Origin of the sequence: Halonatronum saccharophilum DSM 13868 (genome assembly GCF_000517025.1) — a bacterium.
Taxonomy (GTDB): Bacteria; Bacillota; Halanaerobiia; order Halobacteroidales; family Halobacteroidaceae; genus Halonatronum; species Halonatronum saccharophilum.
Genome location: NZ_KI912095.1, coordinates 498,497 through 515,944 on the forward strand (window position 1 = coordinate 498,497; position 17,448 = coordinate 515,944).

Sequence of the window (17,448 nt, forward strand, 5' to 3'; positions counted from 1 at the left end):
ATATTCTTCTACCTTCTTTACGTCTTCTAGTTGTATTCTTTTTCTTTCTTCTTTTGTCTTTTTTAGACTTTTTTATAATTACCATAGGTCAACTCTTCTCTACTTACAAATAGGATGCCTTTATCTATATAATTATAGATAGTCTTCCAATGTAATTCTATTTCAAAATCTTCACTATTTTTTTATCATATCTGCAATTACTTCTGGAGAATACTTATCTTTGATTTTTTCCTCTATAAACTCAGCTAACCTGTGATCTTTACCTATTTTTATTTTAGCTCCTTTAGCTGTAGCATTTTGATCATATACCTTTTGAGCCTTTAATGCATCATATTCTATTCTAATTGTATAGTCCCAATTTAATAGCTCTATTTTGCCTTTTTTAACCTCTCTGCTTATTGTAGTTCTATGTCTACCTAACTCTTGTGCAATCTCTTTGGGAGACTTGTTTTGTTGATTATACAAGTGTTCTATTACTTTTCTATCTTCCCATTTTAAGTGTTCACCTTTGTTCTCATTTGTGTTATAATTATCTTGGCACATATCAATACCTCACTTTATGTTATTTGTGGTTATTTAACATTATATATGAGGTATTCATATGTGTCATTTATTTTTTGCACTATCCGTGCATTTAATTATACAATGTTCCTAATAATATTAATTAAGTGTAACTTTCAGTTACAGGAACCTCTAAAACCTTAAAAGCTCAGAATGCCTCCTGCTCCTATTAATCTTAAGAGGGAGGATCTAGTAGCTTTCTCTTAAGATTGAATTGTGAGTTCTTGACTTTACTGATTCCATATTCCTGACTCTACTAGTCTTACAAAACAAGACTCTCCGTGAAAGCCCTTCAGGGCTTATCAGCCCTTTCGTGAAACCCATAAAAACCATATCCACAAAAACCGTATCTCCTAATTCCCGTAATAAAGCTACGTCTTTATTACTAACACCACATCGACATTTTCTTATAAATACACGCCCAAGACCTTCTACAAAATAAACACTTAACCCCTTCACTTTTAGCCTTTAACTTAACATCTTCACAGAGATTATGACTAACATAATCAGTCAAAACCAAAACCATATCTATATTCTTTGCTATCTTACACCGCTTAGATTTCCTACCTGTTATATGTAAGACTTCATCAAAACCCAAACTCTTTAACTTGGAAGGTATATTCCCCAATGAATCTCCTCCCACCACCAAGATCGAAATTTTAACCACCCTCTCCATTGTGTAATAACGAAATTCATTCTCAATTAACTTTCCTAAGCAAGGCTACCGACCCCTCGATAGCCTTGCTTAATTATTTATTACCTACTTAACTTTATTCTTTTTGTCCAATAAGAACTCCAGCAACTATAGCAGTAATAGGAATCGCAATAATCAACCCTATACTCCCTGTAACCCCTCTTACAAATTCAGTTACTATTAAATCTAAGTTTATTATTCTAATGAAATCAGCCTGGTTCCCAATCAATAAGAGCATTAGTGGTATGGCACTACCTACATAAGCTAACAACAGAGTATTGGCCATAGTTCCCATAATATCTCGACCGACATTCATTCCACAGATAATCAAATCTTTACTCTTAGTATAAGGGCTACTATTCTTAACTTCAGAGATAGCAGAAGCTATAGACATAGCCACATCAGTTACCGCTCCTAAGGAACCTATAATTATCCCTGCAAATAAAAGCCCTCTCACATCTATCGTTTGATCCATAAAGGAGAGCATCTGAGCCTCTTCACTACTAAAGCCAGTTAAATGTGATATATTACCTACCCAAAGGGCCAACATACCTGCAACTAAAACTCCACAAGCTGTTCCTACAATAGAAGCAAAAGACTTAGCATTAAAGCCACCTATAACCAATAAAGTAGGGATTATTATGATTATCGCAGATAAGGTTGCCACAATTACTGGACTATATCCTGCCAATAAGAGAGGTAAGAGAACTCGCATAATTACAAAACCGGTAAAGACTAAAGTGATGATCGTCTTTAACCCTTTAATCCCTCCAATCAAGAGCATCAAAGCCAAAAATAATATAGTTAAATATAACACTCCCCTTTCACGGGATACATCATATATATTAACTTGACCTAACCTACCATCTTCTACTGTCGCCATCAATATAACATCCATTCCTTCTTCTAAAAGAACATCTATATACATATTATTCTTAGCATAAAGATTATCGACAATAACAGTCTCTCCACGATAAGGACCACTTCTAATAACTATCTCAGCCCTCTGTTCTAATTCAATAAAATCCAATTCTGATTCCTTACTCTCTACCGATACTACCCTACCCCGATAATACTCGTCGCTTCTACCATATATTTCTTGTTGGATTGATCCACTATCCATCTCATCTACAACATCATTGTTTATTGCAAAAACGGCTGTATTACTAGTCAAAAGCAAAATTGCCAAAAATATAAAGATAAACTTACCTCTTCTACTTAGCAAAATACCACCCCTTAGATATATAATAATTAATAGGCACCTATTAATTATTATATATCTATTAGATTAATTTAGCAATTCCAACTTTTGAAGTCTATTTACTATAATAGAATTAGATAAAAAGGCCACCTATCCTTGCAACAATTCCACCTAATAAAAATGATAGACCAGTAGTTAGTGTTAAAATACCAACTGCAATAGATACCTTAAACTCTCTAGCCAATACAGCTAAAACTGCAATACACGGAACATAAAAGAGACCTACCGTTGCCCCTACAAAAAGCTGCAAGCTCGTCAAATTCATCTCAAGAAGAGGTAATACTGAAAGCTCCCTTCTAACCACTCCCAAAACCAGAGGAACTGCTGCCTCTTCTGGCAACCTAAGCCAACCTGTAATTAAAGGGCTTAAAAACCTACCTATATAAACCAATATCCCCAGCTCATATAATAATGCAGCCAAAGCAATGCCATAAATCATCGTTACTGCACCACTAAAGACATAAGCCTTTATCCTAATTAAAACCTTCTTTCCTAACATATTCCACTTAGGTACCAATAATTCAGGAACCTCAACTATAGTTAAAGGCTTTTCTCCTTCTAAGGTCTTATCTAATATAAGCCCTGCACCAATTAAAGCCAAAAACGAGAACATAAATAATCCTACAACAATCCATAGTGAAGCTTCAGACAATAAGGCTATAAAAGCACCGGTTTGAGATACGCAAGGTACGGCTAAACAGATCATTGTAGAGACTGTCAACCTCTCTTTTTTCGTATTCATAGCTCTAGTAGCCATAATACCTGGGATAGCACACCCATACCCTAACAATAAAGGAATTATATTAGACCCTGATAACCCTATCTTCGCAAGAAGACCATCTAATAAAATACCTAAACGAGGCAAATATCCACTATCCTCTAAGATGCTCAAAGCTGTATAAAAAGATAATACATAAGGCAATACAAGGGCAAAAGGCCACTCCAAGCCTTTAATTAAGAATCCATATTCACCAATCAAGATATTTCTAAAAGTTCCCGGGCCAACAATAGTTTCCACAACACTGATCAAAGGAGGAAATACCACGCCTCTAAAGAAGGGAACCAATATAAACTGCCTTATCCCCATACCTAGACCAACTACCACACCAAAGATAAGACCTAAGATGATTATAGCTAATGGTAATCCAGTAAGGGGTTGGACTAATAGATCTCCCCACCTTTCCTTTCTTGAAACTTCTTTGTCTTGACAAGAAGTTTTGACTTGACCAGTTAACTCCTCAGCCATCTTCCAATTATCCTCTTCCTCTAGCTTCTTTCTAAAGATTATATCTTGTCCATCTAAGCAATTCCTTAATTCTTCTTCTAATAAATCAAAACCCTCTCCTGTAACAGCAATAGTAGGGATAACAGGAACTCCCAAAGAATCTTCAAGAGCCTTTACGTCAACCTTATACCCCTTATCTTCTAAAATATCGATTCTATTTAAAGCAACTACCGTAGGTAAGTTATACTCTAAAACCTGTAAAAGAAGATAAAGACTACTCTCTAAATGATTAGCATCAATAACACAGACAACTGCCTCAGCCCCTTGAGATAACATCTCAACTGCTACCTCTTCAGCCTCATTTGTTGCATTTAAAGAGTAGGTTCCTGGAACATCTATCAAATCAACCTTCTCTCCAGCTAAACTATAACCTCCTACCTTATAATCTACAGTAGTTCCAGCATAATTGGCCATACTCACATCAAGACCGGTTAAACGGTTAAAAAATACACTCTTACCTACATTAGGAGGGCCAATCAACAAGACCCTCCGATTCGAATCTTCACTCTTAGTTCCCATCTTGCTCACCACTTCTTATAGTTATCTCTCTAGCTATCTTTCTACTTAAAGCCACACTTCTCCCATCAATTTGAGCTATTATTGGCCCGCCAAAGGGATGCCTACTCTTAATTTCAACCTTTTTACCCACTCTAAAACCTAAAGGAGCCAACAAAGGATGATCATCAACAGCTAATATCACCCCTGACTCTCCTATATCCATCCCCTCTAAATTACTCTCTATAACTTCATCTCCAAAAGAAGCCATAATTCCATTATCAACACTAATATCCATCACAAGCCCTCCCTTATATTATTAAACTTTATATATCAAAACACTCTCTTTGCCAAAACTTTGCTTTCTAATTGTATGATTTATATCTAAAGATAAACTTTCAGGATATACCCTAGGGTATATTTTACTTAATAATCCCCTTGGATTACGATAAACAACCCTAGTACCCTTATCTAAGCCTTCAATAATTTCTTCAATAGTTCTAGCTTTAGGTATTACATGCAGTGATAGTATAATAAGGTCAAAATCATTGTAACCTATACCCAAAGCATCGATCTCTTTAAATTTAACTAAGGATGATAAGCCCATCTTATCCACTAATCTCTGACCACTTCTTATAGCCTTAGGATCATTATCAACCCCCACAACTTCATAACCACCTTGAGCCAAGGCTATAGCAGTCATAGGGTAGGGACCACTTCCTATATGCAAGACCTTACTACCTTTAGCAATCTCTCCTAAAGCAATCTCCCTTGCTACCATCTTCTTATAGAAAATATTATTATATAAGGACCCAAATGCGGTAAATTTACTACCTAAAAATTCAAAACCCTTAACTATAAACAAGAAAAACTCTACTAAATAATTTAATAATTTTGTAAATATATCATTTAAAACTTTCATATAAGACTCCTTAATATATAATGTTTTCAAAGTTTAAATTCACACAACTCCCTGTGACTCTACTTTTGAATTTGATGATTTCCAAGATAATGATAACTTATCGACTAAAATCAAATATATAGTAGCTCCAGCTGAAATCAATAATGGTAACCAGAAAGTAATAAGACGGGTTAATAAAGCAATTGCTAGACCTTGGGTAAACAATAGACCGTTTAAACTGAATATAGCTCCCATTGTCCCCTCAAAACTTCCTAAACCTCCAGGTAATAAAGGTAACATACTGACTAAATAAGCTGCATAAGTAGCTATTGCTGCTAAAATCAAGGTAATCTCAAAGCCTAATATCCAGGCTGCCAGATATATCTTAACAGGATATAACCCCCAGACTAACAGTGATATAAATAATAGATATAACTGTTCACCTTTATTGATTATACCCCTTGTCTCTTTTATAGCATTAAAGAGAAAACAATATCCATTATCAATCTTAGCCAATAAGAACTCAATTATCTTATTACCATTGTAACCCTTTAATAAATTTGAATACTCTTCTTTACTCCATATCACCATTGATAGGCCTATTAATAAAGTAAAGCTAATAAGAATAATAATAAACCCTAGATAAACTATAGCTGGTAAGGTGAATTGAAATAATGAAATAAATAAGACAACTCCACTTATAAGTAAGAAAGGTAATAAAGATATATACTTATGAACTAAAGTTAAAGTAGTTAATCTATTATAACTTACACCAGTATCTTCTTTTAAAAGATAAATCTTTGCTGCTTCTCCACCCAACTTAGATGAAGGAGTAACACTCTCAACAAAGGTCGCAGCTAAATTAATTCTTAAAAACTTAAAGAAACTTATCTCAACCCTCTTCTCTTTGCTTAATAAATAATGCCATTGATAAGCTGTCAAAATAATTGTACCAAACTGGAACAAAGCCAATGCTAATATAATTAAAGGATTAATACCCTTTAATGTTCCTAATACCTCGTCAGCACCAAAATAAATAACCATTAGAGTAAGTACTATAATACCTAAAACCAATAAAAAAGCCTTTTTTGCTACCATACTATCCCTCCATTAACTTATAAAGAGCAAAGATCTATCAAAGGTTATCATCTTCTGTTTAACTGCTCCATCTTCCTTAAATTTATCTGATAATAGATCATATTGACTATTAAAGAAAGGGCGAGGACTTCTAAAGACCAAACGAGACCCTTTAGCAGAATTTTCTAATAAATTCTTCAAGACTCCATTCTTAGGCTCAGTCTGCAAAGCAACCAAGGCAACTGTAAAATCTATCTCTTCTAACTCTGAACCATCGCCTCTAACAACCTTTATCTGATTTTCAAGCTTTAAGTCCTTAACTGCCCTTCTAGCCTTAGCAATGACCTCTGGGTCTTTATCTACAGCAACCACTTTGGCCCCAGTCAACCTAGCCATATATATAGCACTAAAAGGCATTGCACCACAACCAATATTCAAAACCTTATCCTCTGGGCCAACACCTGCCAATGAAATTTCATTTTTTAATATTTCTTTATAAGGCCATGAGTAGATTTTGAATAACAAGGGATATTTACTACACTTCTTCTCCATCTTTGCAACTAAAGATCTAATCAACTTCATATCCTCCTTTTTATATTAGCTTATGTGATTAAAAATAAATAATAATCATTCTCAACGACAATTAAAAAAAATATAACTGCTAATAGTTAGTGTTTTAGCTAAGTTATTTTATTCACACACTTAACTTATAATCTTATTCTAACATATGTTATTAAAGCTTTCAATATTAACTTGAAATTTTTCAAAGAAAAAAGCTATTGCTTATTGACACTCTTCGCAATAGCCATAAAATTTAATTTTATGTTCAGTTACTTTAAAGTTATACTTCTTCCCCAAGTCCTTTTCAAAGTCTTCTAATATTTGATCATTGAACTCCATAACTTTAGAACACTTGACACAAAGAAGGTGGTGATGATGATCTTCTTCACTCTCCAACTCGTATCTTCTACAGGTCTCATCAAAGGTTAATTGCTGAGTAATTCCTAACTCACAAAAAAGTTCAAGAGTTCTATAAACTGTAGCAAGTCCAATTCCTGGATCTTCTTGCTTAACAATACTATAAATCTCCTCCGCACTTAAATGCTCACCTTTATTCTCCAACAAAACACCAAGTATAACCTTCCTTTGTGAGGTTAACTTGTAATTATTCTCAGCCAATATACTCTTTAAATCCTTTAAACTATTTGCCATAAATTTTCACCTACTAAATAGTCCATTATTGATTCTCATTATATCTTATCATTGCTCTAGGTGTCAACCCCTTACAAGAAGTTATTTGTTCAAAAAATATCATTTTCATACTTAGCTAACGAACTTTTTAATTATCTTTATCAATTTGTCCAACAAATAATAAAACTTTTCAGAGATGAGATCTGATAGTTTCTTTCCCCACTCATCATTGGAAATACCTATAGTTACCATCAATAATTCTTGGAGGTTATTAGTTGATTTAGTGCTCACTTTAAGATAATTCATCTCTCCAGGCAAGATTACCTCTCTGATAGTATCTAACACTATTACCTTCTCAGCTTTAACTTTCATCAAAGTATTATATAGATCTTCACCATCAAAACCACCATTTAAAAAGATCATATCTCTTTCATTAGAAAATACCTTCTTTAACTTATCTAATAGATATATAGTTATCCCCTTATCCTTCTTACGTACATCACCTAATCCAATTATAGCCAATTTAAAGGACAAAAAACCACCCCTTTTACTCAAAGATTCTTATTTATCATTATCTTCAAAAGAAGTGGCCCTTATTCATAATTTTAAATTTTCATTTAAGCTTACTCCTTACTTAGAGCTTTAACTGCATTTAAAGCTGCTACCTGCCCCTCACCTACAGCTTTACCAATCTGTAGAGGCTCACCAGTACAATCACCAGCTGCATAAACTCCTTTTACACTTGTTTCAAGATCACGATTAACGCTAATATATCTACCCTCTAACTCTAGACCATCTATAACTTCTGTTGGAGGAACTGTCTCTCTTAAGATGAATACTCCAGCTATATCATATTCACCTTTGTCCAACTTTACCCTCTCTACTAAATCCCCACCTTCAATTTCTTCAACCTTTCCTTGGATAACCTCAATTCTCTCATCAAGATCTTCAACTTCATCATATTGAGCTATATAATAGATGTTCTCACAAATATCAGCTAAAAAATTAGCCTCCTCTTCATGATGAGCACTATCGCTGATAACCATAACATCCTTGCCCTTATAAAGCATACCATCACAGGTAGCACAATAACTAACACCTTTGCCTAGATAGTCTGCTTCCCCACGAATTTTGGCCCTTTGGATAACTCCAGAAGATAAAATCAGCTTCTTAGCATTATAATTATCACCACTTGTAGTAACCATCATCTGATCACCCATAGGATATACCTTAACTACCTTCTTTTTAATTATAGGTATCTCTAACTCTTCGATATGTTCTATAAAGGCCTTTGCTACTTCTGCCCCTGTTGCTTTACTAAACCCTAGGTAATTGTCAATATGAGGAGCCCAGTCGATCTTTTTGGCCAGTTGGCCCCCTTCAAAGATAGCGACCTTCTTATTTCTAGCCTTAGCATTGATAGCAGCCGACATCCCTGCTGGCCCAGCCCCAATAATTGCAATATCATACACTTCACTCATTAATATCACCCCAATTATAGTTTTTACTATTTATCTCTATTATATCAAAGATAATTATAATTTTTAACCTTTAAATTCTAAGTTTTCCAATCGGTTTTATTTAAATTCCTACCTTTGGCTATTTATCTCCCTTTATTATTTGAGCCCTTTCATTAAAGAACGTTTTATAACCCAAAGTAACAAAGATGATAACAGTTAAGGATACACTTCCTAATATCCCTAGCATAATTGCTATCTGATACTCAATTGCCGTTAAAGGAGATAGACCTGAAAGTATCTGGCCAGTCATCATCCCTGGCAAAAAAATAATCCCCATCCCCATCATCGAATTAATTGTTGGTATAATAGCAGCATTAAAGGCTTCATTGACCAAATCATTCACAGCCCTTTTAGGTGTTGCTCCAAACATTAAAGCAGCTTCTACCTGATCATGATTACTCTTAAATCCAGAGACCAACCTCTCTACACCTAACGATATTCCAGTCATAGAATTACCAATTAACATACCTGCAATAGGTATAAAATATCTAGGATCATACCAAGGTCTCAACCCTATAACTACTAGAATAAAATAAAATAGACTAGCCAATGTACCAATTACCATAGAAAGTCCAATAACCTTCTTTAGTTCCTTATTTATTCTCTTATCTACCCTCCCATAAATGTTATAAATAGCAAAGACCTGCATTACTATAATAACTAAAACAGTAAAGATATAATTATCCCGTTCAAAGAGAAAAGTCAAAAGATAACCTACCAATATCAATTGGATAGTCATCCTAGTTGTAGCCAAAAGAATCTCATTCTCCTTCTTCATCCCCCTTAGCTTTACAATAAATAAAAGAAGAAGAACAAATAGATAAGCTGCTAACAGCTGCCATAACTGCAAGTAAATAACCCCATCACCATTCACCTTAATTCCTCCTCTTCAACTATCTGCCCTGCTTCCATCTCAATAATTCTATCACCATAATCTCTAGCTATACTTTTAGAGTGTGTAATCATAATTAAAGTTTTATCCTTCTCTTTTACATAATCGACAACCTTCTCTATCACTAAATTCTCCGTCTCCTCATCCAAGGCTGACGAAGGCTCATCTAATAATAAGACCTCTGGTCTTAACAGCAATATCCTTGCTAAAGACAACCTCTGCTTCTCTCCCCCAGATAAATTGCTCGCACCCTTATCCAAGCCTACATTCAGCCTAACATCATTTAATATATCCTTTAACCTACCATCATCTGGAACCTCTCTATCCAACCATCTAAAGGGTATCTCTAAGTTATCCTTAACGCTACCTTCAAAGGTTATCGACTTCTGTCCAAGCATCATAACCTCTCGCCTTAGCTTAATTGGATCAAGTGCTTTAACATTATTACCCTTATATAATACTTCTCCTTTATCTGGACTAATTAAATTATTCAATAATTTAAGCATCGTCGACTTCCCAGCTCCACTCGGGCCAACAATACAAGTAATCTTATTCCCTGGAACCTCCAAAGAATCAATATCCAAGATATCTTTAAACTCAACATCTTTTAAGACAAACATAAAATAACCTCCCAAATCTACTCTTTACCTGCTTATTTCTATAGTGGCACTTTCGTGCTACTTAGTGTCAGTGTCAGTAAAGTCAAAACCTAAAAGGTCACCTAAATTTAGCACTCTTATTATAGTTCTAAGGTTTTTACTGATACAGACACTAACACTTACACTAGTAATAAAGCTACGCTTTATTACTACATTAAGCCTCTATTTTCTTAGGAAACCATCCCTTGGTTCTATTTGCTATCCCAACTAAGGCCAACATCACAGGCACCTCAACCAGAACTCCCACTACAGTAGCTAAAGCTGCACCAGAAGTCAATCCAAAGATTGAAATAGCCGTTGCTACAGCCAATTCAAAGAAATTGCTTGCTCCAATCATACTTGCAGGAGCTGCAACAGAGTGGTCTAACTTCAAGACCTTAGACGTACCATAAACTAAAAAAAAGATGAAGAAGGATTGAATAGTCAAAGGTACGGCAATCAAGGCAATGTGTAAAGGATTATTTATAATTGTATCACCCTGGAAAGAGAATAAAATGACCAAAGTTAATAATAAACCAGTAACCGTTAAATTACTTAGCTTCTTAAGAAAAACATTCTCAAACCAATCCATACCTTTATTTTTAACCAAATACTTTCTAGATAAATAACCAGCTACCAAAGGTACTACAATATATAAGACAACCGATAAAAAGATTGTATTATAAGGTACAATAAGGTCAGTTACCCCTAGAAGCAGCATAACAATCGGCGCATAAGCAAAGACTAGAATTAAATCATCCAAAGCAACCTGCACCAAGGTATAACTTGCATCCCCATCAGTCAAATAACTCCATACAAATACCATTGCTGTACAAGGAGCTGAACCTAAAAGTATTGCCCCAGCAATATATTGATCTGCTAACTCCGGGCCAATAAAAGGACTAAATACATATCTAAAGAAGAACCAAGCAAAGAAAGCCATAGTAAAGGGCTTAATCAACCAGTTACTAATAGATACCATAGTCAAAGGCTTTGGCTTCTTCCCTGCCTCCAAAAGACTAGAAAAATCGATCTGTACCATCATCGGATAGATCATAAACCAGATCAAAATAGCTACTGGAATAGAGACTTGAGCATACTCAAAGCGGCTTAGAGTCTCTGGAAAGACCGGAAAGAAACGCCCAATCAAGATTCCTGCCACTATACAGATACCAACCCACAGGGTCAAATACTTCTCAAAAAAACCCAACCCACCCTCTTCAACGGTTGTTATTGCTTCATCATAAATTTCATCCTCACTCATAATTAAAACCTCCTAATTTTATTTGTTAAACCCAACATAATATAATTATATTATGTTGCTTTAATTAAGAACTCAAATTCAGAATATTAAGACCATTTTTTACCACTCCCTGAAGATGTTTTTCCTGAAGAAGTAGTCTTTGGCTATGCCTGAGGATAATTTTTCTAAAGAAATGCCCTTGGAGTGCTAATGAACACGAATAGTCTCGAATAAAAGGATTAAAAATAAAAATTATCTGAAATCTATTTCAATCCAATAAATAAATCTTTCGCCGCAAGCAACAAATTTCTAATGATAATTTTAATTATATTAGTATTAATTCATCTCCATTAGTGATTACAAAAGGTCTTGATCTACTCCTTTTGGAACGCTAGCTTCGTCCTTTCTCCAATAGTTCAATCAACTCATCAGCTAATTCGCTCTCTCTTATCTTAGCTGTTACCTTCTCTACATCATAAGGAACCTCGATAAATTCCGTCTTTAGCTTTCCATCCTTGCTTTCGATAATCGTATAAATTGCATTAGGATTCCCATGCTTTGGCTTACCGATACTACCCACATTAATTATATGCTTGCTATTAATTATTTTGTGATAGGGAAGGTGAGTATGACCACATAATAAAACATCCTCGACTAAGCCCTTAGTTACCTCTTCTACTGCTTCACTATCTTGGTATAGATATTCATTCAACCTTCTAGGGCTACCATGAACTAAAAGGACTGAGTAATCTCCTAGCTCTAGCTTCAACTCCTTAGGCAGTTCTCGTAAAAACTCTTTGTTTTCATCAGTTATTTCGTTATTGGTAAATTGAATCGATGACAAACCGATTCTTTGAGCAACCTCAGTCTTATAATCACATCCACAAGCAATCCTACTATGGCCAATAGCATCATCATAATTTCCCTGTACCGTTACTATATTCTCTTCCTTGATCTTTGCAATAACCTCATTAGGAAAAGGTGCATAACCTACAAGATCACCGGCACAGACTATCTTGTCAACACCTCTACCCTTAATATCTTTCAACACTGCCTCCAATGCATAAACATTACTATGAACATCTGAAATAACTCCTATTCGCATATAAATTCCTCCTTTAGTTAAATCTTTTCTTCGTGATAAAGCGGAGCTTTATTACTGGTGATGAGTAATGGGTAAAACCTTAAAAAACAGAAACCCCTTTGTTACCTAAGACTTATAAGAGGTTTTGAGATTTTGACTTTACTCATTACTCTTCACTCATTACCCATTACTAGTGGCACGAAAGTGACACTCTATTACTATATAATTTCAATTAGTACAACGTACTTAATAATAGATTTATCTACATTTATCAGAACAATCGCAGTCTAGATTGTCATTATCTACATTAATTATCCCTGTTAGATACTTTCTCACATAAGACAACTTCTCTCTATTCAAACTATAATAGACCCATCTTCCTTTTTTAATAGAATCAATCAAATTTACATTCTTAAGTATCTTTAAATGATGAGATATATTAGGTTGACTAAGATCTAACTCTTCAGTTAAATCACAGACACATCTTTGACCACAGGACAACAAATCCAAAATTCTCAACCTATTACCATCAGATAATGCTTTAAAAAATCCCACTAACTCATCTTTGCTCTCCATAGTACCCCCCCTTGTTATTTACTAGCTTTTAGCTAAAAGATTCAGATTATATTAAACTATTAATAATATAAATTCACCATAACATATAAACACATAAACATATATTTATATGTTAGCATTAAAATAACTTTTTGTAAAGTGTATTTCATTATTATATTAACTATTCTCCAAAAGAAAACCCCCTAAAAAAGGGGGGCAAAATAAAAGTATTATATTAGTTCAATAAGCCGCTTACTTTCAATCTTTTCTTTAATAGTCTTTAAATTTTTTCCTAAATTACTCTCTATAGCTGCTACCATTGCACCTTCTACCAAAGGTGCACTACTTATAGCCACATTTTCATATCCTTCTAAATCTAAGATCTCTAATGCAACCTTAGAATTCATCAATGAACTTCCTACATCACCTATAATAATGACACCTTCTTTAGTATATACTTTTTCTACAGCATCTATTATATCTTCTAACTCTGTTCCAATTCTTCCATCAGAAGTTCCACCTATTGAAATCAAAGGTACCTCACGTGGCACAAGTTCCTTAGTCAATTCCTTTACACCTTCAGCAATCTTATAACTATGTGAAACTACTACTATTCCAACCATTCCCTCCTATCCCCCCTTAATTTAAAGGAAATTCATTTCCTTACTCCTAATTTTATCAGATATCAGTGGAAATTTCATCACATAATTTAAAATAATTACTAGTATATTATTCTTAAACTTCATATAATATTACCTTCACAAAAATATACATATCTTCATAGTGAAATAAATACCAATATGAAAGAAGCTGATTAGTTAATCAGCTTCTTTCATTATACAGTACTAACTATTTAGATTCAATAGATATTAAATCCCTTGTTGCTACTACATCTACTCCAGTTGCTAATATATCTTTTATTACTACTTGACCCAATTTAACTGGTGCTTCTAACTCTATCTTAGCCAATTCTTTCATTGCTTCTTCTAGTAAAGCTTTAGGTATAGGCTTGGCAGTCTTGACAGGAACTAATGGTAAAACTCCACCTTTAACTCTAACTGTTGTAGGCAAGATTCTAGTAGGGTTAAAATATTCACCCTCAACATAACTCTTACCTCTAGGACATTTATTACCTGATATATTAAGAACCTCATCATTCTCTACCTCTAAACTTACCTCACAACCGATAGGACAACTAATACAAGTGATTAATACCTCTTTCATAACTACTCCACCTCCCCTACAATTTTAACCTCAACCTTTTTACTAGTCACTTTATCTATAACCTTCTCTGGTAATGCTAATGAAATCATCTCTGCAGGTTTAATGAACCTTTCTTTCTTAGTGAAGATCTCTTTATCTCCATCCAAAATAATTACCTTTGCATTCTTCATTGGTCTTTTACCTCTCATATAAAGATCAACTCTTTTGCGCCCTTTAACCTTAGTAGTAATCTTTTGAGGAACAATATAAGAGAGGTTATCACCTGCTATCAATTCAATCTCATCTTCTCTCTTTTCTATCTTATTATTTAAATATTCTGAGGCTGTCTTACCAGCTATTTTGCTCTCTTCAGTTACATAATCAACTAAGTCATGTACATGAAGAACATTTCCACAAGCAAATACTCCTTCAATATTTGTCTCCCTACCTTCATTGACAATTGGCCCGCCAGTTCTTGGATTCAATCTAATACCTGCTTCATCAGATATTTCATTTTCTGGGATTAAACCAACTGATAGTAATAAAGTATCACATTCTATCTTATACTCTGTTCCTGCTATTGGCTTTAAGTTTTCATCTACTTGAGAAACTGTTATAGCTTCTAGCCTTTCTTGCCCATGAATCTCAGTTACAGTTTGGCTTAGCCTAAGAGGAATATCAAAATCATCTAAACACTGAACAATATTTCTTGTTAGACCACCTGAGAAAGGCATCAACTCCAACACTGCTTCTACTTCTGCACCTTCAAGGTGCATCCTCCTAGCCATAATCAACCCAATATCACCTGATCCTAAAATAACAACCTTTTTACCAGGCAGATAACCCTCCATATTTATATACCTTTGGGCTGCTCCTGCTGTAATTACTCCAGCTGGTCTACTACCAGGAATTGCAATTGCACCTCTAGTCCTTTCCCGACATCCCATAGCCAAAATTATTGCTCCAGCTTCTATCTCCAACATTCCTTCTTCAGAATTGATTGCATATATCTTCTTATCCGGGCTAACCTCTAAAACCATAGTATTTAACTTAACATCGATACCTCTACTACCTACCGATTCTATAAATCGTTGTGCATACTCTGGACCTGTCAACTCCTCTTTAAAGTGATGAAGACCAAAACCATTATGAATACACTGTTGCAAAATCCCACCCAACTCAAAGTCCCTCTCAATAATCAAAACTTCCTCTACCCCTTGATCATAAGCCTCCTGTGCTGCTGCTAACCCTGCTGGCCCTCCACCTACCACAACCAAATCATAACTTTGTCTATTCATTATTCACTCACCTCTTTTAGTAAAGATTCTTTTGCTCTTTCTAATAATATCCTTGAATCTCCTCCATCTTCTGTAACCTCAGTATGGTCAATACCTAACTCCTTAACTAAGATATCAACAACCCTTGGCCCGCAAAATCCACCTTGACAACGACCCATTCCTGCTCTAGTTCTTCTTCTTACTGCCCTAACTGAATTTGCACCTACAGGTCTATTAATTGAATCTATAATCTCACCCTTTGTTACCATTTCACACCTACAGATTACTTCACCATATCTAGGATCTTCTTTAATTAATTTTGCTTGTTCTTGGACAGATAACTCTCTAAACCTAACAACTTCTTGCCGATAAGGATTAAAATCTTTATTTGCCTCTAGACCACCTAGAATTTCTGCTAAGATCTCTCTTACCATCTTAGCAATAGCAGGAGCAGAAGATAGACCAGGAGATTGAATTCCTGCTACATTAATAAAGCCATCTACTTTATCACTAGCTTCAATTATGAAATCTCCTGTCTCCTTATAAGCCGGCCTTAAACCTGTAAACTGATTAATAACTCCTCTTCTACTTAACTTTGGAAGAGTCTTTTTGGCCCCTTGTAGTATATTCTCTAAACCTTGACTAGTAGTTGAGATATCCGTCTTGTCATCTATCTCTTGGGCATTAGGGCCAACCAATAGATTACCATCAACTGTCGGAGTAACTACAATCCCCTTACTAACTCCTGTTGGTACTGGAAATATCGTATGATTAATCTGTGAGCCTAGCTTCTTATCATAGACATGATACTCGCCTTTACGAGGAGTAATATCAATATCATCGATACCTACCATCTTAGCAACCTCATCAGCATAAAGACCAGCAGCATTAATAACTACTTTAGCCTTAATTTGACCTCTATTAGTGTAGACTACTTTATGGTCTTTCTTTACTTCTATACTCTTAGCAGCTGTATTTAATAAGACCTCTACCCCATTAACAGCTGCATTTTCGGCCAAAGCCACTGTCAATTCATAAGGACAGACTATAGCAGCAGTTGGAGCGTATAAAGCAGCTACTGAATCAGGATTTAAATCAGCTTCTAATTCAAACAACTTCTCCCCTTTAATAATCTCTAAATCAGGCACCCCATTCTTTTTACCATTCTCCAATATACTCTCTAGCCTAGGGATGTCATCTTCATCTTGAGCTACCACTAATGCACCCCTTCTTTCAAAGGGAAACTTTAACTCTTCCTTTAATTGATCATACATCTTATTTCCTTCTACATTCAATCTCCCTTTTATTTTACTAGCCTCTGCATTAAAACCAGCATGAATCAATCCTGTATTTGCCTTACTAACCCCACTTCCTACATCACTCTTCTTCTCTATTAAGGTAATATCTAACTTATATTTAGCCAACTCTCGGGCAATGGCAGTTCCTACTACCCCACCCCCTATAATTAATAAATCAGCCTCTTTATTCACTTTAACCCCTCCTTATAATTAATAAAACCACACCTCAGATCCTAAAATAGACATACTGCTCCCTTTTAGTCACTTAGATGT

The 17,448-nt window shown here is 34.8% G+C and carries 19 protein-coding genes and 1 pseudogene; all 20 read right to left on the minus strand.

What is annotated here, in order from left to right:
• A pseudogene (locus tag HALSAC_RS17515) lies at nucleotides 1-543 on the minus strand (transposase); the annotation flags it as partial.
• A gap of 403 nt (nucleotides 544-946) precedes the next feature.
• Nucleotides 947-1,237, minus strand: coding sequence for a DUF2325 domain-containing protein (locus tag HALSAC_RS0109630; protein ID WP_281172341.1), 291 nt, complete (start codon nucleotides 1,235-1,237; stop codon nucleotides 947-949).
• A gap of 94 nt (nucleotides 1,238-1,331) precedes the next feature.
• A complete protein-coding gene (locus tag HALSAC_RS0109635; protein WP_035571582.1) occupies nucleotides 1,332-2,480 on the minus strand; it encodes a YibE/F family protein in 1,149 nt (382 codons plus the stop codon).
• A 109-nt stretch (nucleotides 2,481-2,589) separates the two neighbouring features.
• On the minus strand, nucleotides 2,590-4,320 hold the full coding sequence (locus tag HALSAC_RS0109640; protein WP_027340091.1) for a ferrous iron transporter B: 1,731 nt from the start codon (nucleotides 4,318-4,320) through the stop codon (nucleotides 2,590-2,592).
• Nucleotides 4,310-4,594, minus strand: a complete 285-nt coding sequence (locus HALSAC_RS15615) for a FeoA family protein (RefSeq protein WP_035571584.1) — start codon at nucleotides 4,592-4,594, stop codon at nucleotides 4,310-4,312. The genes HALSAC_RS0109640 and HALSAC_RS15615 overlap by 11 nt, the downstream gene beginning before the upstream one ends.
• Nucleotides 4,595-4,615: 21 nt before the next feature.
• Nucleotides 4,616-5,218, minus strand: a complete 603-nt coding sequence (locus HALSAC_RS0109650) for a class I SAM-dependent methyltransferase (protein ID WP_027340093.1) — start codon at nucleotides 5,216-5,218, stop codon at nucleotides 4,616-4,618.
• Nucleotides 5,219-5,257: 39 nt separating this feature from the next.
• The gene (locus HALSAC_RS0109655) at nucleotides 5,258-6,295 is read right to left on the minus strand and encodes a lysylphosphatidylglycerol synthase transmembrane domain-containing protein (RefSeq protein ID WP_027340094.1); all 1,038 of its coding nucleotides are present in this window, start codon (nucleotides 6,293-6,295) and stop codon (nucleotides 5,258-5,260) included.
• 12 nt (nucleotides 6,296-6,307) lie between these two features.
• Entirely contained in the window at nucleotides 6,308-6,856 is a 549-nt protein-coding gene (locus tag HALSAC_RS0109660) for an SAM-dependent methyltransferase (RefSeq protein WP_027340095.1), read from the minus strand.
• 201 nt (nucleotides 6,857-7,057) lie between these two features.
• The gene (locus HALSAC_RS0109665; protein ID WP_027340096.1) at nucleotides 7,058-7,486 is read right to left on the minus strand and encodes a Fur family transcriptional regulator; all 429 of its coding nucleotides are present in this window, start codon (nucleotides 7,484-7,486) and stop codon (nucleotides 7,058-7,060) included.
• A 111-nt stretch (nucleotides 7,487-7,597) separates the two neighbouring features.
• On the minus strand, nucleotides 7,598-7,999 hold the full coding sequence (locus tag HALSAC_RS0109670; RefSeq protein ID WP_027340097.1) for a hypothetical protein: 402 nt from the start codon (nucleotides 7,997-7,999) through the stop codon (nucleotides 7,598-7,600).
• 89 nt (nucleotides 8,000-8,088) lie between these two features.
• Nucleotides 8,089-8,946 carry an NAD(P)/FAD-dependent oxidoreductase gene (locus HALSAC_RS0109675; RefSeq protein WP_027340098.1) on the minus strand — a complete coding sequence of 286 codons (858 nt, stop codon included), beginning with the start codon at nucleotides 8,944-8,946 and terminating at the stop codon, nucleotides 8,089-8,091.
• A gap of 118 nt (nucleotides 8,947-9,064) precedes the next feature.
• Nucleotides 9,065-9,859 (minus strand): ABC transporter permease, encoded by a 795-nt coding sequence (locus HALSAC_RS0109680; RefSeq protein WP_035571587.1) that lies wholly within the window; start codon nucleotides 9,857-9,859, stop codon nucleotides 9,065-9,067.
• Nucleotides 9,856-10,497: an ABC transporter ATP-binding protein gene (locus HALSAC_RS0109685; RefSeq protein WP_027340100.1), complete on the minus strand. Its 642-nt coding sequence runs from the start codon at nucleotides 10,495-10,497 to the stop codon at nucleotides 9,856-9,858. The genes HALSAC_RS0109680 and HALSAC_RS0109685 overlap by 4 nt, the downstream gene beginning before the upstream one ends.
• Before the next feature lie 193 nt (nucleotides 10,498-10,690).
• Nucleotides 10,691-11,779, minus strand: coding sequence for an ACR3 family arsenite efflux transporter (gene arsB / locus HALSAC_RS0109690; RefSeq protein ID WP_035571589.1), 1,089 nt, complete (start codon nucleotides 11,777-11,779; stop codon nucleotides 10,691-10,693).
• A gap of 370 nt (nucleotides 11,780-12,149) precedes the next feature.
• On the minus strand, nucleotides 12,150-12,863 hold the full coding sequence (locus HALSAC_RS0109695; RefSeq protein WP_027340102.1) for a metallophosphoesterase family protein: 714 nt from the start codon (nucleotides 12,861-12,863) through the stop codon (nucleotides 12,150-12,152).
• Nucleotides 12,864-13,100: 237 nt separating this feature from the next.
• On the minus strand, nucleotides 13,101-13,418 hold the full coding sequence (locus tag HALSAC_RS0109700) for an ArsR/SmtB family transcription factor (RefSeq protein WP_027340103.1): 318 nt from the start codon (nucleotides 13,416-13,418) through the stop codon (nucleotides 13,101-13,103).
• Between the two features lie 209 nt (nucleotides 13,419-13,627).
• On the minus strand, nucleotides 13,628-14,020 hold the full coding sequence (gene dhaM / locus HALSAC_RS0109705) for a dihydroxyacetone kinase phosphoryl donor subunit DhaM (RefSeq protein WP_027340104.1): 393 nt from the start codon (nucleotides 14,018-14,020) through the stop codon (nucleotides 13,628-13,630).
• 226 nt (nucleotides 14,021-14,246) lie between these two features.
• Nucleotides 14,247-14,621: a DUF1667 domain-containing protein gene (locus HALSAC_RS0109710; protein ID WP_027340105.1), complete on the minus strand. Its 375-nt coding sequence runs from the start codon at nucleotides 14,619-14,621 to the stop codon at nucleotides 14,247-14,249.
• 2 nt (nucleotides 14,622-14,623) lie between these two features.
• On the minus strand, nucleotides 14,624-15,898 hold the full coding sequence (locus HALSAC_RS0109715; RefSeq protein ID WP_027340106.1) for an NAD(P)/FAD-dependent oxidoreductase: 1,275 nt from the start codon (nucleotides 15,896-15,898) through the stop codon (nucleotides 14,624-14,626).
• Nucleotides 15,898-17,367, minus strand: coding sequence for an NAD(P)/FAD-dependent oxidoreductase (locus HALSAC_RS0109720; protein WP_027340107.1), 1,470 nt, complete (start codon nucleotides 17,365-17,367; stop codon nucleotides 15,898-15,900). The genes HALSAC_RS0109715 and HALSAC_RS0109720 overlap by 1 nt, the downstream gene beginning before the upstream one ends.
• Nucleotides 17,368-17,448: the final 81 nt, after the last annotated feature.